The 17,825-nt window shown below is 62.9% G+C and carries 17 protein-coding genes; 12 read left to right on the top strand and 5 right to left on the bottom strand.

Annotation, left to right across the window (positions count from 1 at the left end; translation table 11 throughout):
* The first annotated feature begins 12 nt into the window (after positions 1-12).
* Positions 13-843, top strand: coding sequence for an undecaprenyl-diphosphate phosphatase (locus tag ACQUSY_RS01340; protein ID WP_428902718.1), 831 nt, complete (start codon positions 13-15; stop codon positions 841-843).
* 59 nt (positions 844-902) lie between these two features.
* Here ACQUSY_RS01340 and ACQUSY_RS01335 read toward each other — a convergent pair whose 3' ends face one another.
* Positions 903-1,763 carry a PAC2 family protein gene (locus ACQUSY_RS01335; RefSeq protein WP_428902717.1) on the bottom strand — a complete coding sequence of 287 codons (861 nt, stop codon included), beginning with the start codon at positions 1,761-1,763 and terminating at the stop codon, positions 903-905.
* Between the two features lie 155 nt (positions 1,764-1,918).
* On the opposite strand from ACQUSY_RS01335, the gene ACQUSY_RS01330 reads away from it, so the two are divergent.
* From ACQUSY_RS01330 to lnt, 9 genes are all read left to right on the top strand, one after another.
* A complete protein-coding gene (locus ACQUSY_RS01330; RefSeq protein ID WP_428902716.1) occupies positions 1,919-2,587 on the top strand; it encodes an HAD family hydrolase in 669 nt (222 codons plus the stop codon).
* Positions 2,584-3,594, top strand: coding sequence for a tRNA (adenine-N1)-methyltransferase (locus tag ACQUSY_RS01325; protein WP_428902715.1), 1,011 nt, complete (start codon positions 2,584-2,586; stop codon positions 3,592-3,594). The genes ACQUSY_RS01330 and ACQUSY_RS01325 overlap by 4 nt, the downstream gene beginning before the upstream one ends.
* Before the next feature lie 9 nt (positions 3,595-3,603).
* Entirely contained in the window at positions 3,604-4,578 is a 975-nt protein-coding gene (locus tag ACQUSY_RS01320; RefSeq protein WP_428902714.1) for an FKBP-type peptidyl-prolyl cis-trans isomerase, read from the top strand.
* 51 nt (positions 4,579-4,629) lie between these two features.
* On the top strand, positions 4,630-5,619 hold the full coding sequence (locus tag ACQUSY_RS01315; protein ID WP_428902713.1) for a helix-turn-helix transcriptional regulator: 990 nt from the start codon (positions 4,630-4,632) through the stop codon (positions 5,617-5,619).
* Positions 5,612-6,586, top strand: a complete 975-nt coding sequence (locus ACQUSY_RS01310) for a helix-turn-helix transcriptional regulator (protein ID WP_428902712.1) — start codon at positions 5,612-5,614, stop codon at positions 6,584-6,586. Before ACQUSY_RS01315 ends, ACQUSY_RS01310 begins: the two co-directional genes overlap by 8 nt.
* 107 nt (positions 6,587-6,693) lie before the next feature.
* Complete coding sequence (gene tatA, locus ACQUSY_RS01305) at positions 6,694-6,960, top strand: Sec-independent protein translocase subunit TatA (protein WP_428902711.1); 267 nt, start codon at positions 6,694-6,696, stop codon at positions 6,958-6,960.
* 5 nt (positions 6,961-6,965) lie between these two features.
* Positions 6,966-7,784 carry a twin-arginine translocase subunit TatC gene (gene tatC, locus ACQUSY_RS01300; protein WP_428902710.1) on the top strand — a complete coding sequence of 273 codons (819 nt, stop codon included), beginning with the start codon at positions 6,966-6,968 and terminating at the stop codon, positions 7,782-7,784.
* A complete protein-coding gene (locus tag ACQUSY_RS01295) occupies positions 7,781-10,222 on the top strand; it encodes a DEAD/DEAH box helicase (protein WP_428902709.1) in 2,442 nt (813 codons plus the stop codon). Before tatC ends, ACQUSY_RS01295 begins: the two co-directional genes overlap by 4 nt.
* 40 nt (positions 10,223-10,262) lie before the next feature.
* Positions 10,263-11,822, top strand: a complete 1,560-nt coding sequence (gene lnt / locus ACQUSY_RS01290; protein ID WP_428902737.1) for an apolipoprotein N-acyltransferase — start codon at positions 10,263-10,265, stop codon at positions 11,820-11,822.
* Positions 11,823-11,896: 74 nt separating this feature from the next.
* Here lnt and ACQUSY_RS01285 read toward each other — a convergent pair whose 3' ends face one another.
* The 4 genes from ACQUSY_RS01285 to ACQUSY_RS01270 form a co-directional block, all read right to left on the bottom strand.
* Complete coding sequence (locus ACQUSY_RS01285) at positions 11,897-12,268, bottom strand: RNA polymerase-binding protein RbpA (RefSeq protein ID WP_428902708.1); 372 nt, start codon at positions 12,266-12,268, stop codon at positions 11,897-11,899.
* Between the two features lie 121 nt (positions 12,269-12,389).
* Positions 12,390-13,115, bottom strand: a complete 726-nt coding sequence (locus ACQUSY_RS01280; RefSeq protein WP_428902707.1) for a glycerophosphodiester phosphodiesterase family protein — start codon at positions 13,113-13,115, stop codon at positions 12,390-12,392.
* A 35-nt stretch (positions 13,116-13,150) separates the two neighbouring features.
* On the bottom strand, positions 13,151-14,374 hold the full coding sequence (locus ACQUSY_RS01275; RefSeq protein WP_428902706.1) for an SPFH domain-containing protein: 1,224 nt from the start codon (positions 14,372-14,374) through the stop codon (positions 13,151-13,153).
* Between the two features lie 66 nt (positions 14,375-14,440).
* Complete coding sequence (locus ACQUSY_RS01270; protein ID WP_428902705.1) at positions 14,441-14,911, bottom strand: NfeD family protein; 471 nt, start codon at positions 14,909-14,911, stop codon at positions 14,441-14,443.
* A 133-nt stretch (positions 14,912-15,044) separates the two neighbouring features.
* Here ACQUSY_RS01270 and ACQUSY_RS01265 point away from each other — a divergent pair, with 133 nt between their 5' ends.
* Both ACQUSY_RS01265 and ACQUSY_RS01260 read left to right on the top strand, forming a co-directional pair.
* Positions 15,045-15,809, top strand: coding sequence for an SDR family oxidoreductase (locus ACQUSY_RS01265; RefSeq protein ID WP_428902704.1), 765 nt, complete (start codon positions 15,045-15,047; stop codon positions 15,807-15,809).
* Between the two features lie 5 nt (positions 15,810-15,814).
* A complete protein-coding gene (locus ACQUSY_RS01260; protein ID WP_428902703.1) occupies positions 15,815-17,818 on the top strand; it encodes a S9 family peptidase in 2,004 nt (667 codons plus the stop codon).
* The last annotated feature ends 7 nt before the right edge of the window (positions 17,819-17,825 follow it).

Below are 17,825 nucleotides of genomic sequence, written 5' to 3'. Positions count from 1 at the left end.
CAGGAGCACGTCATGGAATTCCTTGAAGCAATCATCCTGGGCATCGTGCAAGGTCTCACCGAGTTCTTGCCGATCTCCTCGAGCGCTCACATCCGCATCGTCGGCGAAATGTTCCCGAACGCAGCCGATCCCGGCGCGACGTTCACGGCCATCACGCAGATCGGTACCGAGCTCGCCGTGCTCGTGTACTTCCGCAAGAAGATCGCCGCGATCATCAAGGCGTGGTTCTTGTCTCTCAGCGGCAAGATTCCGCGCAACGACCCCGACGCTCGCATGGGTTGGCTCGTCATCCTCGGCTCGCTCCCAATTGCGGCGCTCGGCTTCTTCGGCCAGGAGTACATCCGCGGCGCATTCCGCAATCTGTGGATCGTCGCGATCGTCTTGATCGTGTTCGGTATTTTGCTCGGTCTGGCCGACCACTACGGCAAACGCACGCGTGAACTGAAAGACATCACGTACCCGCACGGCATCGCGATGGGCTTTGCGCAGGCCCTCGCGCTGGTTCCCGGCGTTTCACGCTCGGGTGCCACCACGACGGCGGCACGCGCGCTGGGCTACAACCGCACCGCGGCCGCTGAGTACGCTTTCCTGCTGGCCGTTCCTGCCGTCTTCGGCAGCGGACTCTACGAGCTGGTCTCTAGCCTTGACGAGCCCATGGTTCCGTATGGCATGGCTGAAACCGCCGTCGCGACCGTCGTCGCCTTCATCGTCGGCCTCCTCGTGATCGCGTACCTCATGAAGTACCTCAAGAAGGGCAGCTTCTTGCCGTTCGTGATCTACCGCGTGATTCTCGGCGTCGTCATCATGGTGTTGCTGGCAACGGGCGTGCTGAGCGCGTTCTAACCCCAGACAAACGACAATGGCCGCGATTATTATCGCGGCCATTGTCGTTGAAGCGGGGGTTATGCGGGGTCGCCCGGGCCCGACGCCGGCCCCTTACGCGGGCCCTCGTTGTCGCGACGCAAGAACTGCTCGAACTCGTGGGCGATCGCGTCGCCCTTCGCGGCAGGAGTGTCCCACGCATCGCGGGCCTGTTCGAGCGACCGAATGTATTCGACCATCTCGGCGTCATCGTTCATCGCGGCATCGATCGAGGCCTCCCACTTGCGGGCTTCGCTGTCGAGCTCATCGTGCGATGTCGTAATGCCGGTGAGATCAGCGACCTTATCGAGCAACGCGATCGTCGCCTTCGGCGCCTTTGCCTGCATCGACAGGTAGTGCGGTACGCTCGCCCACTGGCTCATCGTCGGAATGCCGGCTGTCTCCAGCGCATCAGCCATCACCGACAGCATGCCGACGGGGCCCTCGTAGCGGCCGCGCTCAATCGTCGAGTTCGCGCGAATGTACTCGTTTTCGCTCCACGAGTGCACGAGAATCGGGCGGGTGTGGGGCACATCGCCCATCATCGAGCCCAGCAGAATCACTCCGGTAATGCCCTCATCACGTGCCGTCGCCACGAACTCCGACGCAAACCGCTTCCACCGGCGCGCTGGCTCTTGACCACGCAGCAGCCAGATACCGGAACCATGGCGGGGGCTCCAGAGCGTGGCACCGGGCCACGTGAGCCGGCGAACACCATCATCATCGCGGTGGACGCTCGGGCGTGTGTATTGAAAGTCAAAGTACGATTCGGGGTCAACGGTGTGCGCCAACACGTAGTCACCGTCGGCCTTCATGGCATCGACGGCTGATGTTGCGGCTTCTGCCGCGTCGTTCCAGCCTTCAAAAGCGATGACGAGAACGCGGTCTCCAAGTAGCTGCACGGTACCTCCTCTGTTCAGCGTAGCGTCAGCATTGATACCGCGCGCGGGGCGTTTCAGATGACTACGATCTGGCCCTTGGCACGATGCGCGACGTAACACGCAGACGCGCGTCGACGCAGGCGTTTGGTCAGCATCGCTCGGGCTAGCATGGTGAAGTGAAAACGGCTTCAATGCGCGCAGTGCTCTGGGACATGGACGGCACCCTTGTCGACACGGAACCATATTGGATGCGGAGCGAGGAGGAGCTGGTTGCTGAACACGGCGGTCACTGGACCGACGAACAGGCCATGAAACTTGTCGGGCTCGGCCTCGATACGTCGGCACGCATTCTGCAGGATGCCGGTGTGCGCATGGATGAAGACGCGATCATCAACCACCTCACCGACCAGGTGACGTACAAGCTTGCTACCGAGGGGGTTCCGTTCCGCCCCGGTGCGCGTGAGCTCCTCGCCGACCTGAAAGCGGCGGGCATCAAGACGGCGCTTGTGACGATGTCGCTTCGTCGCATGGCTTCGGAGGTTGTCAGTCTCATCGACTTCGACGCCTTCGACGTTATCTACGCGGGCGACGATGTCACCCGCCCGAAGCCCTTCCCCGACCCGTATTTGATGGCGTGCGAAGCGTTGGGCGTTCGGCCCGACGAGTGCGTCGCCCTTGAAGACTCCCCGAACGGTGTGGCCTCGGCCATCGCCGCCAAGATCCCCACGATCGGCATTCCCCACATCGTCTCTCTGGACGACGCGGGTGTGACGGAGACCCGCGACACCCTCGCTGGCGTCACGACCGCCGACCTCATCGCTTTTCACGAAAGGCACACTTCATGAGCTCTGCTCGTCCCAGCGGCCCCTTCCGCGTTGGCGACCGCGTGCAGCTGACCGGCCCGAAGGGCAAGCTGCACACCACGACGCTCCGCGATGGAGGCGAACTGCATACGCACCACGGCGTTTTGCGTCACGAGCAGCTCATCGGCTCGCCCGATGGTTCCGTGCACACGAACAGCGGTGGCCACGACTACCTGGCCCTGCGCCCGCTTCTGCGTGACTTCGTCATGTCGATGCCGCGCGGTGCGGCCATCGTGTATCCGAAGGATGCCGCGATGATCGTCACGCAGGCAGACATCTTCCCCGGAGCCGTCGTTGTCGAAGCTGGCGTTGGTTCCGGCGCCCTGTCGCTTTCGCTGTTGCGCGCGATTGGCCCGGAGGGGCGCCTGCACTCGTTCGAGCGCCGAGAAGAGTTCGCTGACGTCGCCAAGGGCAACGTCGAGACGTTCTTCGGCGAACTGCCGGAGACATGGTCTGTGCACCTCGGTGACCTCGCTGAAGAGCTTGAGAACGTGGTGGAACCCGGAACCGTCGATCGCGTCGTGCTCGACATGCTGGCTCCGTGGGAGTGCATGGAAACGGTCGCCGAAGCGCTGACCCCCGGCGGCGTCGTGATTTGCTACATCGCAACGGCTACGCAGCTCTCACGTGTCGCCGAGCACATCCGCAACCTCGGCATGTTTACCGACCCCGAAGCGAGCGAAACGATGGTTCGTGGCTGGCACGTTGAGGGCCTTGCCGTGCGCCCTGACCACCGCATGGTCGCGCACACGGGCTTCCTGCTGACCGCACGTCGCCTGGCCCCCGGTGCCGTACCGCCCGAGGTGAAGCGCCGCGCGTCGAAGACGAGCTTCAGCGACGCCGATGTCGAGGCCTGGACTCCCGGTGCCGTTGGTGACCGCCAGATCACCGACAAGAACCTGCGCAAGCGCGTACGCGACGCGGAGAAGCATGCTGCTGCCGCGCGCATCGCCGCCGCATCAACCCAATTTTCAGAAGAGGAGAACTAAGCTGTGCGAGTGCGTAAACCTGTTGTTGCTCTGACCGCTGTTTCTGCTCTTGCGCTGGCCCTTGTCGGCTGCACGGCGGTAACACCGAATACGACGCGTGTTGACGCGAGTAGCTGCGGCTCCGCGTTCGATGCTGACACCCCGACCCTGGACACGGTTTCCGTGACCGGCGAGGCTGGCGAGTCGCCGTCCCTCTCGATGCCGAATCCGCTCCAGATTCCCCGCAACGAGCGCACAATCGTGACGGAGGGCGAAGGCGCACCGATTACCGACACATCGCAGCTCGCACACACCACGGTGTGGGTGGCGCCGAGCACGAGCGGCAAGATCGCCGCCACGATGGGGTCCGACGAAGGCCAGATGGGCCCTGTCGACCAGTGGGCACAGTACTTGCCCGGGCTCGCGGAAGAACTTCTCTGCGTTCCGGGAGGTTCACGCGTTCTGATTACTCTCCCCGCCGACGATCTGCTGCCGCAATTGGCCACAGAACTCCAGCTCGGTGAAAACCAGGGTGTCGTGCTTCTCGTTGATGTCGGCCAGGTCGTTCCGCTCGCTGCCGACGGTGCCGATGTGTTCAACGCCGACCGCGGCCTTCCCGCCGTTATTCGCGACACGACCGGGCGTCCTGGCCTCGTTATTCCGTCGGGCGATGCACCGACCGAGGTACGCACGCAGACGCTTCTCAAGGGCGATGGCGAAGCCATCACGGCAGATTCGACGGTGTTCTTCCGCACTCTCGGCGTCGCGTGGCGCGGACACGAGCCGTTCGTCAACACGTGGGCTCAGGGGCACATGCCCGCGACGCCCATCAACCAGGCATTCCCCGAAGCAGTCGTCAAGGCGCTCGAGGGCGCAACGGTTGGCTCGCAGGTCATGGTCGTCCTCCCGGCTGGCGAACTGCCCGGTGAGGCATTGCAGGGCACGAACATCCCGGCAGACGACGCACTCGTCTTCGTGATCGACGTTCTCGCCATCGCCGAGTAACCCGGTCTGTCGCTCATCCTAGAGGCGTCGATCCGCCTCTAGGATGAGCGTGTGGCAGCGAACATTCCTCCCGAAGAGCGACAAACCAATCTGGTCGTGGCGCTCATGGCAACCGACCGTGGGTTGACGAAGGCGCAGATTCTGGATTCTGTGTCTGGGTATCGTCAACGCGCCGAAAGCGGAACCACTGCCGACGCTCTCGAGAAGATGTTCGAGCGCGACAAAGACGACCTCCGCGGGCTCGGCATCCCGGTCGAAACGATCGGAGATCACGCCGATCCCAACGATCTGCGTGAGGCCCGATACCGCATTCCAAAGTCGGAATATACGCTTCCCGACGACCTCACGTTTACCCAGGAAGAGCTCGCGTTGCTCACGCTGGCCGCAACCGTATGGCGCGAGGGCTCGATGTCCGATGACTCCAACGCGGGTATTCGCAAGATCCGTTCGCTCGGCATCGACGTCGATGAACCCATGATTGGTTTCGCACCAGAGCTTGGGCTCACAACGAACGCTTTCGTTCCTTTAAAGAACGCGATTGAGGCAAACCGCACCGTCACGTTCACGTACATCAAACCGGGGGAGAAGCGCGCGTTGCTGCGCCGTGTGCAGCCCCTCGCCCTCGTTGAGCAAGAGAACCGGTGGCACCTGTTCGCCTTCGACATCGACCGCGACGCCGAGCGCACGTTTCTGTTGAGCCGCATCGGTGACGATGTGAGGGCAACCCGCCTGTCCTTTGACCCCGCAATCAAAGTAAACTCAGGGGATCGCGCCCTCGCCGGGCTCGCCGAAGTCGCAGCCCGCAACGTTGCGCATATCGAAGTGCACCCTGGTTCCGAAGCCGCGCTGCGTCTTGCGCGCCGCGCCACCGCAGCGCCGCAGGGTATTGACGTTTCGTTCCTCGATCTGCACATTTTCGCCGATGAGTTGGCCTCGTATGGTCCGGAAGTTCGCGTGATATCACCGGTCGAGCTCCGCGATCAGGTCATTGCCCGCCTGCGCGCGACGCTGGCGCACCACGAGGAGGCCCGTCATGCCTGATCGTCCGAAGCCGCTCCTGGCACCGGATCGCGTGCGCATCTACCTGACACTTGTGCCATACCTCGCAGAGCGGGGACAGGTGAGCGTGGCTGACGCCGCCGCAGATTTCGACGTCTCCGTCGACGAAATGCGCGCGATGGCCGAAAAGCTGACCGTCATGGGTCTCCCGGGCGACAGCGGTTTTTACCAGCTTGATCCCGACCTGTTCAATATCAACTGGGATCTCCTCGATGAACACGATGTCATCGAGCTCACCAACATGGTGGCGCTCGAACGCGCACCCAAGCTCTCCTCGCGCGAGGCTGCTGCGCTGCTGTCGGGGCTGCAACTGACGCGTGCCATCGCCGGCGTCAGCCCCGAGCTCGTTGATGGCCTGATTGCCAAGCTCACCGCGGGCTCCTCTGCAGAGCCGGTCAATGTGATCGTCGCGCCACCGCGTGCCGACGCGGTCCGCATAATTGTCGCCGACGCACTGCGCCAGCGCCGAGCAGTTTCCTTCACCTATCGCGCCCCCGACGCTGAGCCGACGACGCGCACGGTTGACCCGGTTCGCGTACACATCACGAGTGGTGAGTGGTATCTGCAGGGCTGGTGCCACTTGCGCCACGCCATGCGCACATTCCACCTGGACCGTGTCTCCGACGTCGCGGTGACTGACATTGAGATCACCCACGCGGGTGACGATGCGCCACCCGCGTTTAGCGACACCCACGATGGTGCCGAAGCCGTCATTCGGTATCCGTCCCAGCTGGCCTCACTCGTGGGCGACTACTTGCGTGGCGCCGAACTCACGACAGAGCACGAATTCTCCATCGCACGGTTCACGGTGGGCGACCCGTTGACGTTGAAACGCCTGGCGGCGTTGAGAAGCGGAACCATTGAAGTGCTGGGTCCGGAGTCCGCACGCGCGGCAACAATCGACTGGGCTCAACGTGCCCTCGCGCAGTACGACGCTGAAGCGAACTGACGCGAACACAGCGTCAGCCAGACAAAACGTATAGGTGACACCAAGGTATTACCAGCACCCGCCGGGTAGACTGATCAAACCCGCACCCCCGAACCATTGGAGCGCTCATGGGCAACGCATTTCAGCCAGCACACCTTTTGATCCTTCTGCTGATCATCCTGTTGCTGTTCGGTGCTGCGAAGCTTCCCGCGCTCGCCAAGAGCCTGGGCCAGTCGGCGCGTGCGTTCAAAGGTGAAATGAAGGCGATGAAGGAAGACGATGCGGCAGCCGCAGCAGCGTCGACCGCGACGTCAGAGGCCGCCCCTCAGCCCGGTGTTGCGCCCGCGCAGCCGCAGACGCCTGACACCAACTCGCCTGACGGCTCGCGCCCCTAAAGAGCGTGACCACAGAAACTCCCGAGTCGGCTCTGGAGGGCGACCCGAAACGCGACAAGCGCATGTCGCTGGCGCAACACCTGGTGGAGTTGCGCCGCCGCTTCATGATTGCGGCCATCGCGTTCATCGTGTGCATGGTCGCGGCGTTTTTCATCGCCGACTGGGTTATCGACCAGCTCGATAACCCGATTGACATTATTGCTGCCGAAGGTCATGGCGAAGCGGCGCTGACGTTCACGCGCATCACGATGGCGTTCGACATGAAGCTGCGCATTGCGGCATCGATCGGTCTCATCCTTTCGGGGCCCATCTGGATCTGGCAGTTGTGGGCGTATATCATGCCCGCGATGACCAAAAAAGAAAAGATGTACACGATCAGCTTCGTGGGCGTTGCGGTTCCGCTGTTCTTCGGCGGCGTGGCCACGGGCTGGTTCGTGCTGCCGCACATCATCGAAGTGATGGCGTCGTTCGTGCCCGATGGCGCGTCGTACAACCAGTTCTTCGACGCGAGTTACTACTGGGACTTCGTCTTCAAGCTCCTGCTGACGGTCGGTGTCGCTTTTGTGCTGCCGTTGTTCCTGGTCATTCTGAACCTCGCGGGTGTCATGACGGGGCGGGCGATTTTGAAGGGCTGGCGTGTTGCTGTGCTGGTCGCTTCGGTCTTTGCTGCCATCACGACTCCTGGTTCCGACATCGTCTCAATGTTGTTGCTGGCGGCTATTCTCGTCGTGCTTTACCTGGCGGCCGCAGTTGTCGCGCTCCTCTTTGACCGCCGCCGTCGCAAGCGTGAGGGCGACCTGTTCACTCCGACGGCGACCGCATGAGTGCTGCTGAGCAGTACGCCGCCGCCCAGGAGCGCGCCAAGCACCCACTGACGCAGGAGTTTGCCGCCCGGCTGTCGTTCGACATGGACGAGTTCCAGATCGAAGCGTGCCACGCGCTCGAAGACGGTCACGGTGTGCTTGTTGCCGCACCCACCGGAGCGGGTAAGACAATCGTGGGTGAATTCGCGATCTATCTTGCAATGCGCACCGGAACCGACAAGGCGTTTTACACAACGCCGATGAAGGCGCTGTCGAACCAGAAGTTCCGCGAACTGGTCGACGTGTACGGTGCCGGTGAAGTGGGCCTGCTGACCGGTGACACCAACATCAATCCGCACGCGCGCGTCGTCGTGATGACGACCGAAGTGCTGCGCAACATGCTGTACGCCGACGCGGAGGCGCTACGCGGTCTCCGGTTCGTGGTGATGGACGAAGTGCACTACCTCGCCGACCGCTTCCGCGGCGCGGTGTGGGAAGAAGTGATCATCCACCTTCCCGAAGAGGTGCGCGTTGTTGCGCTCTCCGCGACAGTATCGAACGCAGAAGAGTTTGGTGACTGGTTGGCTGCAGTGCGCGGCGGAACCGAAGTGATCGTCTCTGAGATTCGTCCGGTTCCGCTGCAACAGCACGTGCTGGCGCGCGGTGACCTGTTGCCGCTGTTTGATGAGCGCTCCGGTGTCGCGACGCAACAGGTGAACCGTGAGCTTGCACGCCTGCGTACCTTCAAGGGCGTGGCGTGGGAGAACAATTCGCGCACCGCCAACGCGCGCGGCCGCGGCAAACCTAAGCCGAAGTATCAAAAGCCGTCCATGGCGGGGCGGGGCAATCGACTGAACCGCGCTGAAGCGATTGAAACGTTGCGACGCGACAACCTGTTGCCAGCGATCTTCTTCATTTTTTCTCGCGTCGGTTGTGACCAGGCCGTTCAGCAGGTCGCCCGCGATGGCATCTCGCTGACCACGGCAGACGAGCGCCGCGAAATTCGTCGCTACGTCGAAGAACGTATCTACATGCTCCCTGATGAGGATCTCGCGGTACTCGGCTATTGGACGTGGCGCGAAAACCTCGAGCGCGGTATTGCCGCACACCACGCGGGCATGCTGCCGGCGTTCAAAGAGATCGTGGAAGAACTATTCCAGCGCAAGCTCGTCAAGGTCGTGTTCGCGACCGAAACCCTGGCCCTCGGCATCAATATGCCGGCCCGCACGGTCGTGCTTGAGAAGCTCGAGAAGTTCAACGGCGAAGCACGCGTGCCGATCACGTCAGGGGAGTACACCCAGCTGACTGGTCGCGCCGGACGCCGCGGTATTGACGTTGAGGGTCACTCCGTCGTGGTGTGGAACGAGGGCATGGACGTTGAGGCGGTCGCCGCTCTCGCCTCGCGCCGCATGTACCCAATGAACTCGTCCTTCCGCCCGACCTACAACATGGCCGTCAACCTCATTGACCAGTTCGGCCGTTCCCGCGCCCGCGAGATTCTGGAGTCGTCGTTCGCGCAGTTCCAGGCTGACCGCGCCGTCGTCGGCCTCGCCGTGAAGGTACGTGACGCCGACGAGTCGTTGAACGGCTACCGCGAAGCCATGACGTGCGACCGCGGCGACTTCTTCGACTATTCGCGATTGCGCCGCGAGCTTACGGATCTCGAAAAGCAGAGCCGCGGTGAGCTGTACGGCAGCGAAGGTCGTGCCGAGAAGCGACGCAAAGAGATCAACGACGTGCGTGCACGCATGCAGAAACACGCGTGCCACTCGTGTCCGGATCGCGAAAAGCACGCACGGTGGGCAGAGCGGTACTGGAAGCTCGAACGTCAAGTGAGCCAGTGGCGCGCGCAGATCGACCGCCGCACCGGCACCGTAGCGCGCATCTTTGACCGCGTCGTCGACGTGCTTGACGAACTTGGCTATGTCGATGTCGCACCCAATGGTTCCGCCACCCTCACTCCCGCTGGCCGCACGATGCGTCGTATCTATGGCGATCGCGACCTGCTCGTCGCAGAGTCCCTCCGCACCGGGATCTGGAAGAATCTCGACGCACCGTCGCTTGCGGCTCTCGCGTGCGCTCTCGTTTATGAGCCGCGCCGCGACGAGGCCGGCACCGGCATGCGCGATCTCCCGAAGGGGGCGTTCCGCATCGCACTCGATGCAACCGCGATGCTGTGGGCACAGCTCGACGACGTCGAGCACGACTTCGATCTGCCCGGCACCGAGCCAATCGCTCCCGGACTCTCCGCCGCAATGCATGCGTGGGCACGAGGGGCGAACCTCGACCGTGTACTGACGCAAGCAGACATGGCGGCCGGCGACTTCGTACGCTGGACAAAGCAGACGATCGACCTCCTTGACCAGCTGAGCATGGTGGCTGATGGTAACATCGGAACCACGGCTCGTCGAGCGCTTGACCTCGTGCGGCGCGGCATCGTCGTCTACTCGGGAGTGTGACGTGGCAGCACCCCTAGCGCCGCAGAAGGCGCTCATTCCGATGTGGCTCGCCGCCTTTCTCGCGTTCATCGGCGGCATCGTTCTCGACCTCGCGTTTCCGTCGGTCGGTATTTGGCCGCTCGCTTTCGTCGGCATCGCGGTCGCGCTTGTCACGCTCATCGGGCGTAGCGTCGGCGGCGGGTTGCTCGTCGGCCTGATCTTCGGTCTCTCGTTTTACCTCACGCATATCCTGTGGGCCACGCGCTACCTCGGGTACATTCCGTGGCTGGCGCTTGCCTGCATTGAGGGTGTCTTCTGGGGTTTCGGCTCCATTCTGATCGTGCTGGCGTACCGGTGGATGCCGCGGCTGTCGACGCGCCCCGTGGTGGCGCACACCGCGACTGCCGTGCTCGTGGGCGGCATCTGGACAGCCCGCGATCTGTTCATGGGCTCCTGGCCGTACAGCGGCTTCCCGTGGGGGCGCATGGGCATCAGCCAGTCCGAGAGCCCCCTGGCGCACCTGACGTCGTGGGTGGGGGTGTCGGGCCTCAGCTTCTTGATGGTGACCTTCACCGCTCTCGCCATCGAATGGTTCCGCTTCTGGTGGACGACGCGCAGAGTTCACGGAACCACGGAGCGCGAAGGTGCGTGGCGGCGCGGTGGATGGGGCGTGCTGGGTACTCCCGTCGCGGCGCTGCTCGTGCTCTTCCTACTGCTCCCGGCTTTCCCGACGACACCGAACGGAACCATGACCGTCGGCTCGGTGCAGGGCAACGGCCCCGCCGGGTACTTCGACGATCGCTCTGAGCACAGCGTCTTGCAGGCGCAGTTGGATGCCACCGAGCCGCTCCGCGGCGAAGACCTCGACGTGCTGTTGTGGCCCGAAGGCGGCGTCGACTGGGATCCGCAGGCGGAGCCGACTGTCGGTCGCATCCTGGACCGCCTGGCGATTGATGTCGACGCACCCGTGCTGATGAATGCGGTGACCCAGCGTGACGGCCTGTTCTACAACACCTCGATGCTGTGGGAGGCGGGGGAGGGCGCCGCCGCGCACTACGATAAGCGCAACCCCGTACCGTTCGGTGAGTACGTGCCTGACCGCTGGTTCTACGAAATGATCGTGCCTGATCTCATCGGGCGGATCCAGCGTGAATACACCGCCGGAACCAACAGCCCGGTTGTCGACGTTGACAGCATTGCGGTGGGTCTCGCGATCTGCTTCGACGTTATTTACGACGCGGTGATCTGGGAGGGCGCGGCCGACGGTGCCGAGGTCTACATGTTCCAGACCAACAATGCTGACTTCCGCGGCACGGATGAGAACCTGCAGCAGTTGGCGTTCGCGCGGATGCGTGCGATTGAGACGGGCCGTTCGGTCGTCAACATTTCAACGGTCGGCACGAGTCAGGTGATTGCACCCGACGGCAGCACGATCGACCAGCTCCCGGAGGCTGAACCCGGCTACATGATCACCGAGGTGGAACTGCGAACCGGACTCACCCCGGCAGTGATTCTTGGTTCCGGCATTCAGTTTGTGCTGTTGTGGGGGAGCCTGGCTACCCTGATCACCGTCGGTATTGTGGTGCGCGAGCGCAGCCGTCGACAGCAAGGCGACGTCTAATCGGGCGAGAGCGGAACCACCGGGTACGCGAAAAGGGTGCCACCCCGTGAGGTGACACCCTTTGTCGTGAGGAGTTATGCGCCGATTCGTGTCGGAGCTTCTCCGCGGCGCTCACGCAGGTATGCGAGGCGCTCAGCCAAAATCTCTTCGAGTTCTTCAATCGTGCGACGTTCCAGCAGCATGTCCCAGTGAGTACGTGCAACCTTGTCTTCACTGTGGTCGACGGTGACGGTTTCGCCATCGACGATGAGCAACGCTTCAGCACCGCACGTGCGGCACTCCCACGTTGCAGGCGGCTCTGCATCAGCCGCGAAGGTGAGCGTCGTTTCGCGCTCACATTGGGTACACGCGTACGTGTGGTTCGTTCGGTCCATGAGCACGACGCCCTCTTCGCTTTGTAGGCTCTGAGCGCCGAGTCGGATACCACGCAGGCTGCGTTCTGCCATGGGTGAGTCCTCTCGTCAGTCCCTAGTTCTAACGTCTCCGCCTGTGCAGATCATCCAAAATGCGAGACAATATCGGGGTTTCTCAGGCAACGCACAGGGCATAGGCGTTGAACAGATGATGTCAGAGGGTTAATGCAACATCAATACGGTCTGTGACAAGACCGTCAACGCCAAAGTCGAGCAAGCGACGCATGTCTGCGGAGTCGTTGACAGTCCATACGTGAACGACCGTGTGATTGCGGTGCGCGGCAGCCAAAAGCCGACGGGTTAAGACCTTGACCGCGCCGTGAGACTCGGGAATTTGCAGGGCGTCGAATCCATGAAAGAGCCGCTTTTGCCACGGGCGGATACCGAGTGCGACAGCCACGACGATCTTCGCCATGGTGAACTGACCGGGGGAGTAGGCGGGGCGCACGCCGAGTTCGGCAAACCGGGCCGCCGCACGCGCTCGTGCGCGATCGCTGAAGCTCGTCACGAGCACACGATCAGCGTAGGCAGCAATGATGTCGGCCGCCGGGAGAGCTGCCGCGTCGGCCTTGATGTCGATGTTGAAGCGCGTCTGAGGAAAAGACTCGAGCGCCTGGCGCAACGTGATCAAACCACCGCGGTCTGCCATCAACGCTTCCAACTCGCGCGCAGTTACATCGGCGACAAGGCGTGCGTCACCCGTGACGCGCAGCAGCGAGGAGTCATGAAAGAGCACGACTTCACCGTCAGAAGTGAGATGGCAATCCGACTCGACGAATTGCGCGCCGGCGGCGTGAGCGGCAGCAACCGCAGCAAAAGAGTTCTCGACAACGCCAGCCGTGGCCCCGTCAGAATCGACGAGGCCACGGTGAGCAAGCAACTGCGGAGCAGCGCCTGAGAGGTACGGATGAACGATCAGACACCCGGATTCTGCGGCGGCAGCGGCGGAACGGGCGGCAACGTCGGGGTGACCCCGAGCTCGTCTTCGTAGACTTCCGCCGGAACAGCACCGGAGCGCACATCGTTTGCCTGCGCCTCAGCGATCAGGTCGCTGACGGACGGCTCGCCGTCCAGCACGCTCGTGGCGACCTCATCGGCAGCCGTCTTTGCCGGTGCCGGTGCAACCACTGGTTCCGACGCCGTAACGACGGGCTGCAGCGGACCCGACGCGGGCTGTTGGCGGTGGGCGGCGGCCGGACCAGCATCGCTCGTCGGCATGCCGCCACCGGGGAATGGCGACGAGCCGCCACCCTTGGGCGTGAAGGCGCCACCGATACCCTTGAGGGCTTCGGTGAGCTCGCTCGGGATGATCCACAGCTTGTTGGATTGACCCTCGGAGATCTTCGGCAGCATCTGCAGGTACTGGTATGCGAGCAGCTTGTCGTCGGGCTGGCCGACGTGGATGGCACCAAACACGGTGGTGATGGCTTCAGCCTCACCCTGTGCACGAAGCACAGCGGCCTGCTTGTCACCTTCAGCGCGGAGAATCTCCGCCTGACGAGCACCTTCAGCCTCAAGAATCGCAGACTGCTTGGTACCTTCAGCGGTCAGAATTGCGGCACGGCGGTCACGCTCGGCACGCATCTGCTTCTCCATCGAGTCTTGGATCGACAGGGGCGGGTCAATGGCCTTCAACTCAACACGGGAGACGCGGATACCCCACTTGCCGGTTGCCTCGTCAAGAACGAGGCGCAGCTGACCGTTGATCTCGTCGCGGCTGGTGAGAGCTTCTTCGAGGTTGAGGCCACCGACGACGTTACGAAGCGTCGTCGTGGTGAGCTGCTCGACGGCGCCGAGGTAGTTGGCGATTTCGTACGTGGCAGCGCGGGCGTCAGTCACCTGGAAGTAGACGACGGTGTCAATGGAGACGACCAGGTTATCCTCGGTGATCACCGGCTGCGGCGGGAACGAAACGACCTGTTCACGCATATCGATGAGGGGGCGGAGGCGATCGATGAACGGAACCAGTACGTTCAGACCCGGCATGAGGGTCTTGTGGTACTTGCCCAGACGTTCAACGACGCCGGAGGCCGCTTGCGGGATGATGCGAATAGATCGCGCCAGAATCGTGATCGCGATGATCACGAACGTGATGGCGATGATCCACCCGATGATCGTGGGAACAATATCGCTGTCCATGTCGCGGGTGTTTCCTTTCTCTGAAGCTAGAGCCGTCACTGCGAGAGACGGCGAAGAGCGTGTGCGCTACTGCGAAGCGGGTGCGTTGATCGGAACCACAACGGCGATGGCGCCGTTGATGGAAGAAACGACAACGGGAGTTTGCGGAGAGAGCACTTGGTACCCGGTGCGGGCCGTCCACGTGTCACCGTTCTGCAGCTTGACCTGGCCCGACGTCGTAGTGACGGATTCGATCACCATGCCGTGCATGCCAATAAGAGCGTCGACGTTGCTCTTGGCTGGGTCGGCGTTCTTCGACAACCGCGCGAGCAGTGGCGGCTTTAAGAACAGGATGAGAAGCACGCCGATGACGGCCGCGACGACAACCTGAAGCCAAAATTCAGCCCCGGTGAGCGACACCACAAGGCCCGCCGCGCTACCCAGCGCCAACATGAGACAGGTGAACTCGAGCGTGAACATCTCAATCACGATGAACAGCGCGATCAACACGAGCCAAACAACCCATGCCCAGTCGGTCAAGAATTCGATGATTTCCATTGAAACCTCCCCTTGGCAGTGAACTTACCACGAGCCATAGACACACTTCTTGTCGACGCTCAACGTCGGGGAGACGCACAGCGTTGATAGTCTCAGAAAGCGCATTTCGGCGTTCGCAATCAAAGGAGTCTCTGTGACAACGCTGCTTCCCCCCGGATCTTTGGACGGAAAGGTGGCCCTCGTCACCGGTTCTTCTCGTGGCATCGGCGCCGATACGGTGCGTTACTTTGCCGAAGCCGGTGCTGACGTCGTCATCAACTTCCGCAACAAGGCTCCGAGAGCAGAAAAGCTCGCCACCGAACTTCGCGGCCTCGGCGTGCAGGCCATCACCGTTGGCGCTGACCTCACCGACCCTGAATCGGTCGCGGGCATGATCGAGGCGGTGCGCGAGGCGTACGGCAAGCTCGACATCCTCGTGCTCAACGCTTCGGGTGGCATGGAGTCGGGCATGGCCGAAGACTATGCACTCAAGCTCAACCGTGACGCCCAGCTCAACATGCTGAACGCGGCGCGCACGATCATGGCGGAGGGCTCGCGCGTCGTCTTCGTGACGAGCCACCAGGCACACTACATTCGCACGACGCCGACGATGCCCGAGTACGAGCCCGTTGCACTTTCGAAGCGTGCTGGTGAAGACGCACTGCGCGACCTCATCCCGGGTCTGGCCGAGCAGGGCATCGAGTTCGTCGTCGTTTCCGGCGACATGATCGAAGGCACCATCACCGCAACGCTGTTGGAGCGCGCCAACCCCGGCGCCATCTCCGAGCGTCGCGAATCGGCAGGAAAGCTCTACAACGTGTCGGAGTTCGCCGCAGAGGTTGCTCAGGCCGCGGTTGACCCGATCCCGGCTGACAACACGCGTCTCGTCGGCGACGTTTCCGCATTCGAAGGCAACTAAGCGCAATGAAGCCCCAGGATATTTCTCACCTCATCTCTGTTTCGCGTCCGTCCATCGCACCCGATGGTTCCTTCGCCGTATTCGCCACGTCACGCCCCGATGCCGCCGCTAACCGCAGCGTCGGCCAGCTGTGGCGCACCGACTTCACCGGCGCACCGCGACGCATCACCCGTGGTGTGGCAGACGCTGCGCCCATGCTGTCGCCCGACGGCACCCGCATCGCGTTCCTGCGCGGTGTGGAAAAGAAGGGCGCCCAGCTGCACGTCGTGGACGCGGCTGGTGGCGAACCAGTTCAGGTCACCGACGTTCACGGCGGCGTCAGCGGCTTTGAATGGGCACCCGACGGTCAGTCGTTCGTCTTCGCGGCTCGCGTCGCCGAAGAAGGACGCTACGGAACCATTGACGGGCTTGGCGAGGCTGCTGAGGCGCCCCGTAAGGTGACGGGATTCCGTTGGCACGCCAACGGCCTCGGCTACACCATTGACCGCCCCAGCCACCTCTTCGTGGTTCCGGCACCCGACGTCACCGCTGAGCCGTTCTACGCGCCCGCGCCCGCGGTGCTGGCAGAAGGCGCAGAGAAGCCGAAGCAGCAGGTCGTGCCCGCCGAGGCACGCCAGCTCACGCACGGTGACGGTAAGACGTACGCGGGTATCGCGTTCACGGCCGACGGCACCGAGGTCATCACGACGGTCGGCGATGTTCAGCCGACGACGATCGATCTCACCAGCACGGTCGTGGCCGTCGCTGTCGCCGATGGCGCCGAGCGCGTCGTTGTGGCTCCCGAGGCGAATCTGTCGGTTGGCGATATCGCCGTCGCGAGTGACGGAACCATCGCACTGCTGGCGTATTCGGTCGGGGAATCACGCACAGACTTCGTAGCCCCCGGTATGGGGCTGTGGATTCTGGATGGCGACGCACCCAGTGCGCTTACGGATGCGGAAACGATCGACCTCGGCGAGGTTGGCAGCCACATCGTGCCGGTCGGCGAGGACTTCCTCGTACTCAACCGCACGCGCGGCCGCTTGCACGCTCTGCGTGTCGCCCGCGGTGGCGAGATCTCGACCGTCATCGACGGCGACGTTGAGATCGGCGGCATCGACGCGGCAGAAACCCCCGCCGGTCTCCGTGTTGTCGCGACTGTCGCGCAGGCGGATTCGTTCGGCGAACTGCTCGTGTCGGATGCCGAAGGCACCCGCACCGTAACCAACTTCGGTGAGGGCCTGCAGGGTAGCGGTATCGCAACGCCGACGGAGCTGACCATCACGGGCCGCGACGGTTACCCCGTTCACGGCTGGTTGGCGACGCCCACAGGCGACGGCCCGCACCCGGTCATCCTCATGATTCACGGCGGCCCGTACGCAAGCTACGGCGTGCACGTTTTCGATGAGGTACAGACGCTGGTTGACGCTGGCTACGCCGTCGCATTCTGCAACCCCCGTGGTTCCGCTGGCTACGGTACGGCCCACGGTCGTTCGATCCGCCAGGCCATGGGCACCGTCGATTTCCATGACGTCATTGACTTCCTCGAGGGTGCTGTCGCGAGCGACGCGCGCCTTGATGGCGAGCGTGTTGGCGTCATGGGCGGTTCGTACGGTGGCTACCTCACAGCATGGGTGACGACGCAAGATCACCGCTTCGCCGGTGCGATCGTGGAGCGCGGCTTCTTGGAGCCGGAGTCGTTCGTCGGAACCAGTGATATCGGTTCGTTCTTCGGCATCGAGTATGTAGGTGGGTCTGCTGAGCAGATTGCTGCGCAGAGCCCCTACGCGCACGTTGACAATGTGAAGACGCCGACGCTCGTGATTCACTCTGAACTCGACTTCCGTTGCCCGCTCGAGCAGGCCACCCGGTACTACTCGAAGCTCAAGCACAACGGTGTTGACGCCGAAATGCTGATCTTCCCGGGTGAGAACCATGAACTGACGCGTTCGGGTCAGCCGCGTCACCGTCTGGAGCGCTTCGCAGCGGTGCTCGAGTGGTGGGATCGCGTGCTTCCAGTCGCGAAGTAACTCACCT

The sequence above is a fragment of the Microbacterium daqui genome, from assembly GCF_050408675.1.
Lineage (GTDB): Bacteria > Actinomycetota > Actinomycetes > Actinomycetales > Microbacteriaceae > Microbacterium.
Note: the sequence above shows the minus strand (reverse complement) of the source record. Positions and strands in the feature narration are given on the sequence as shown.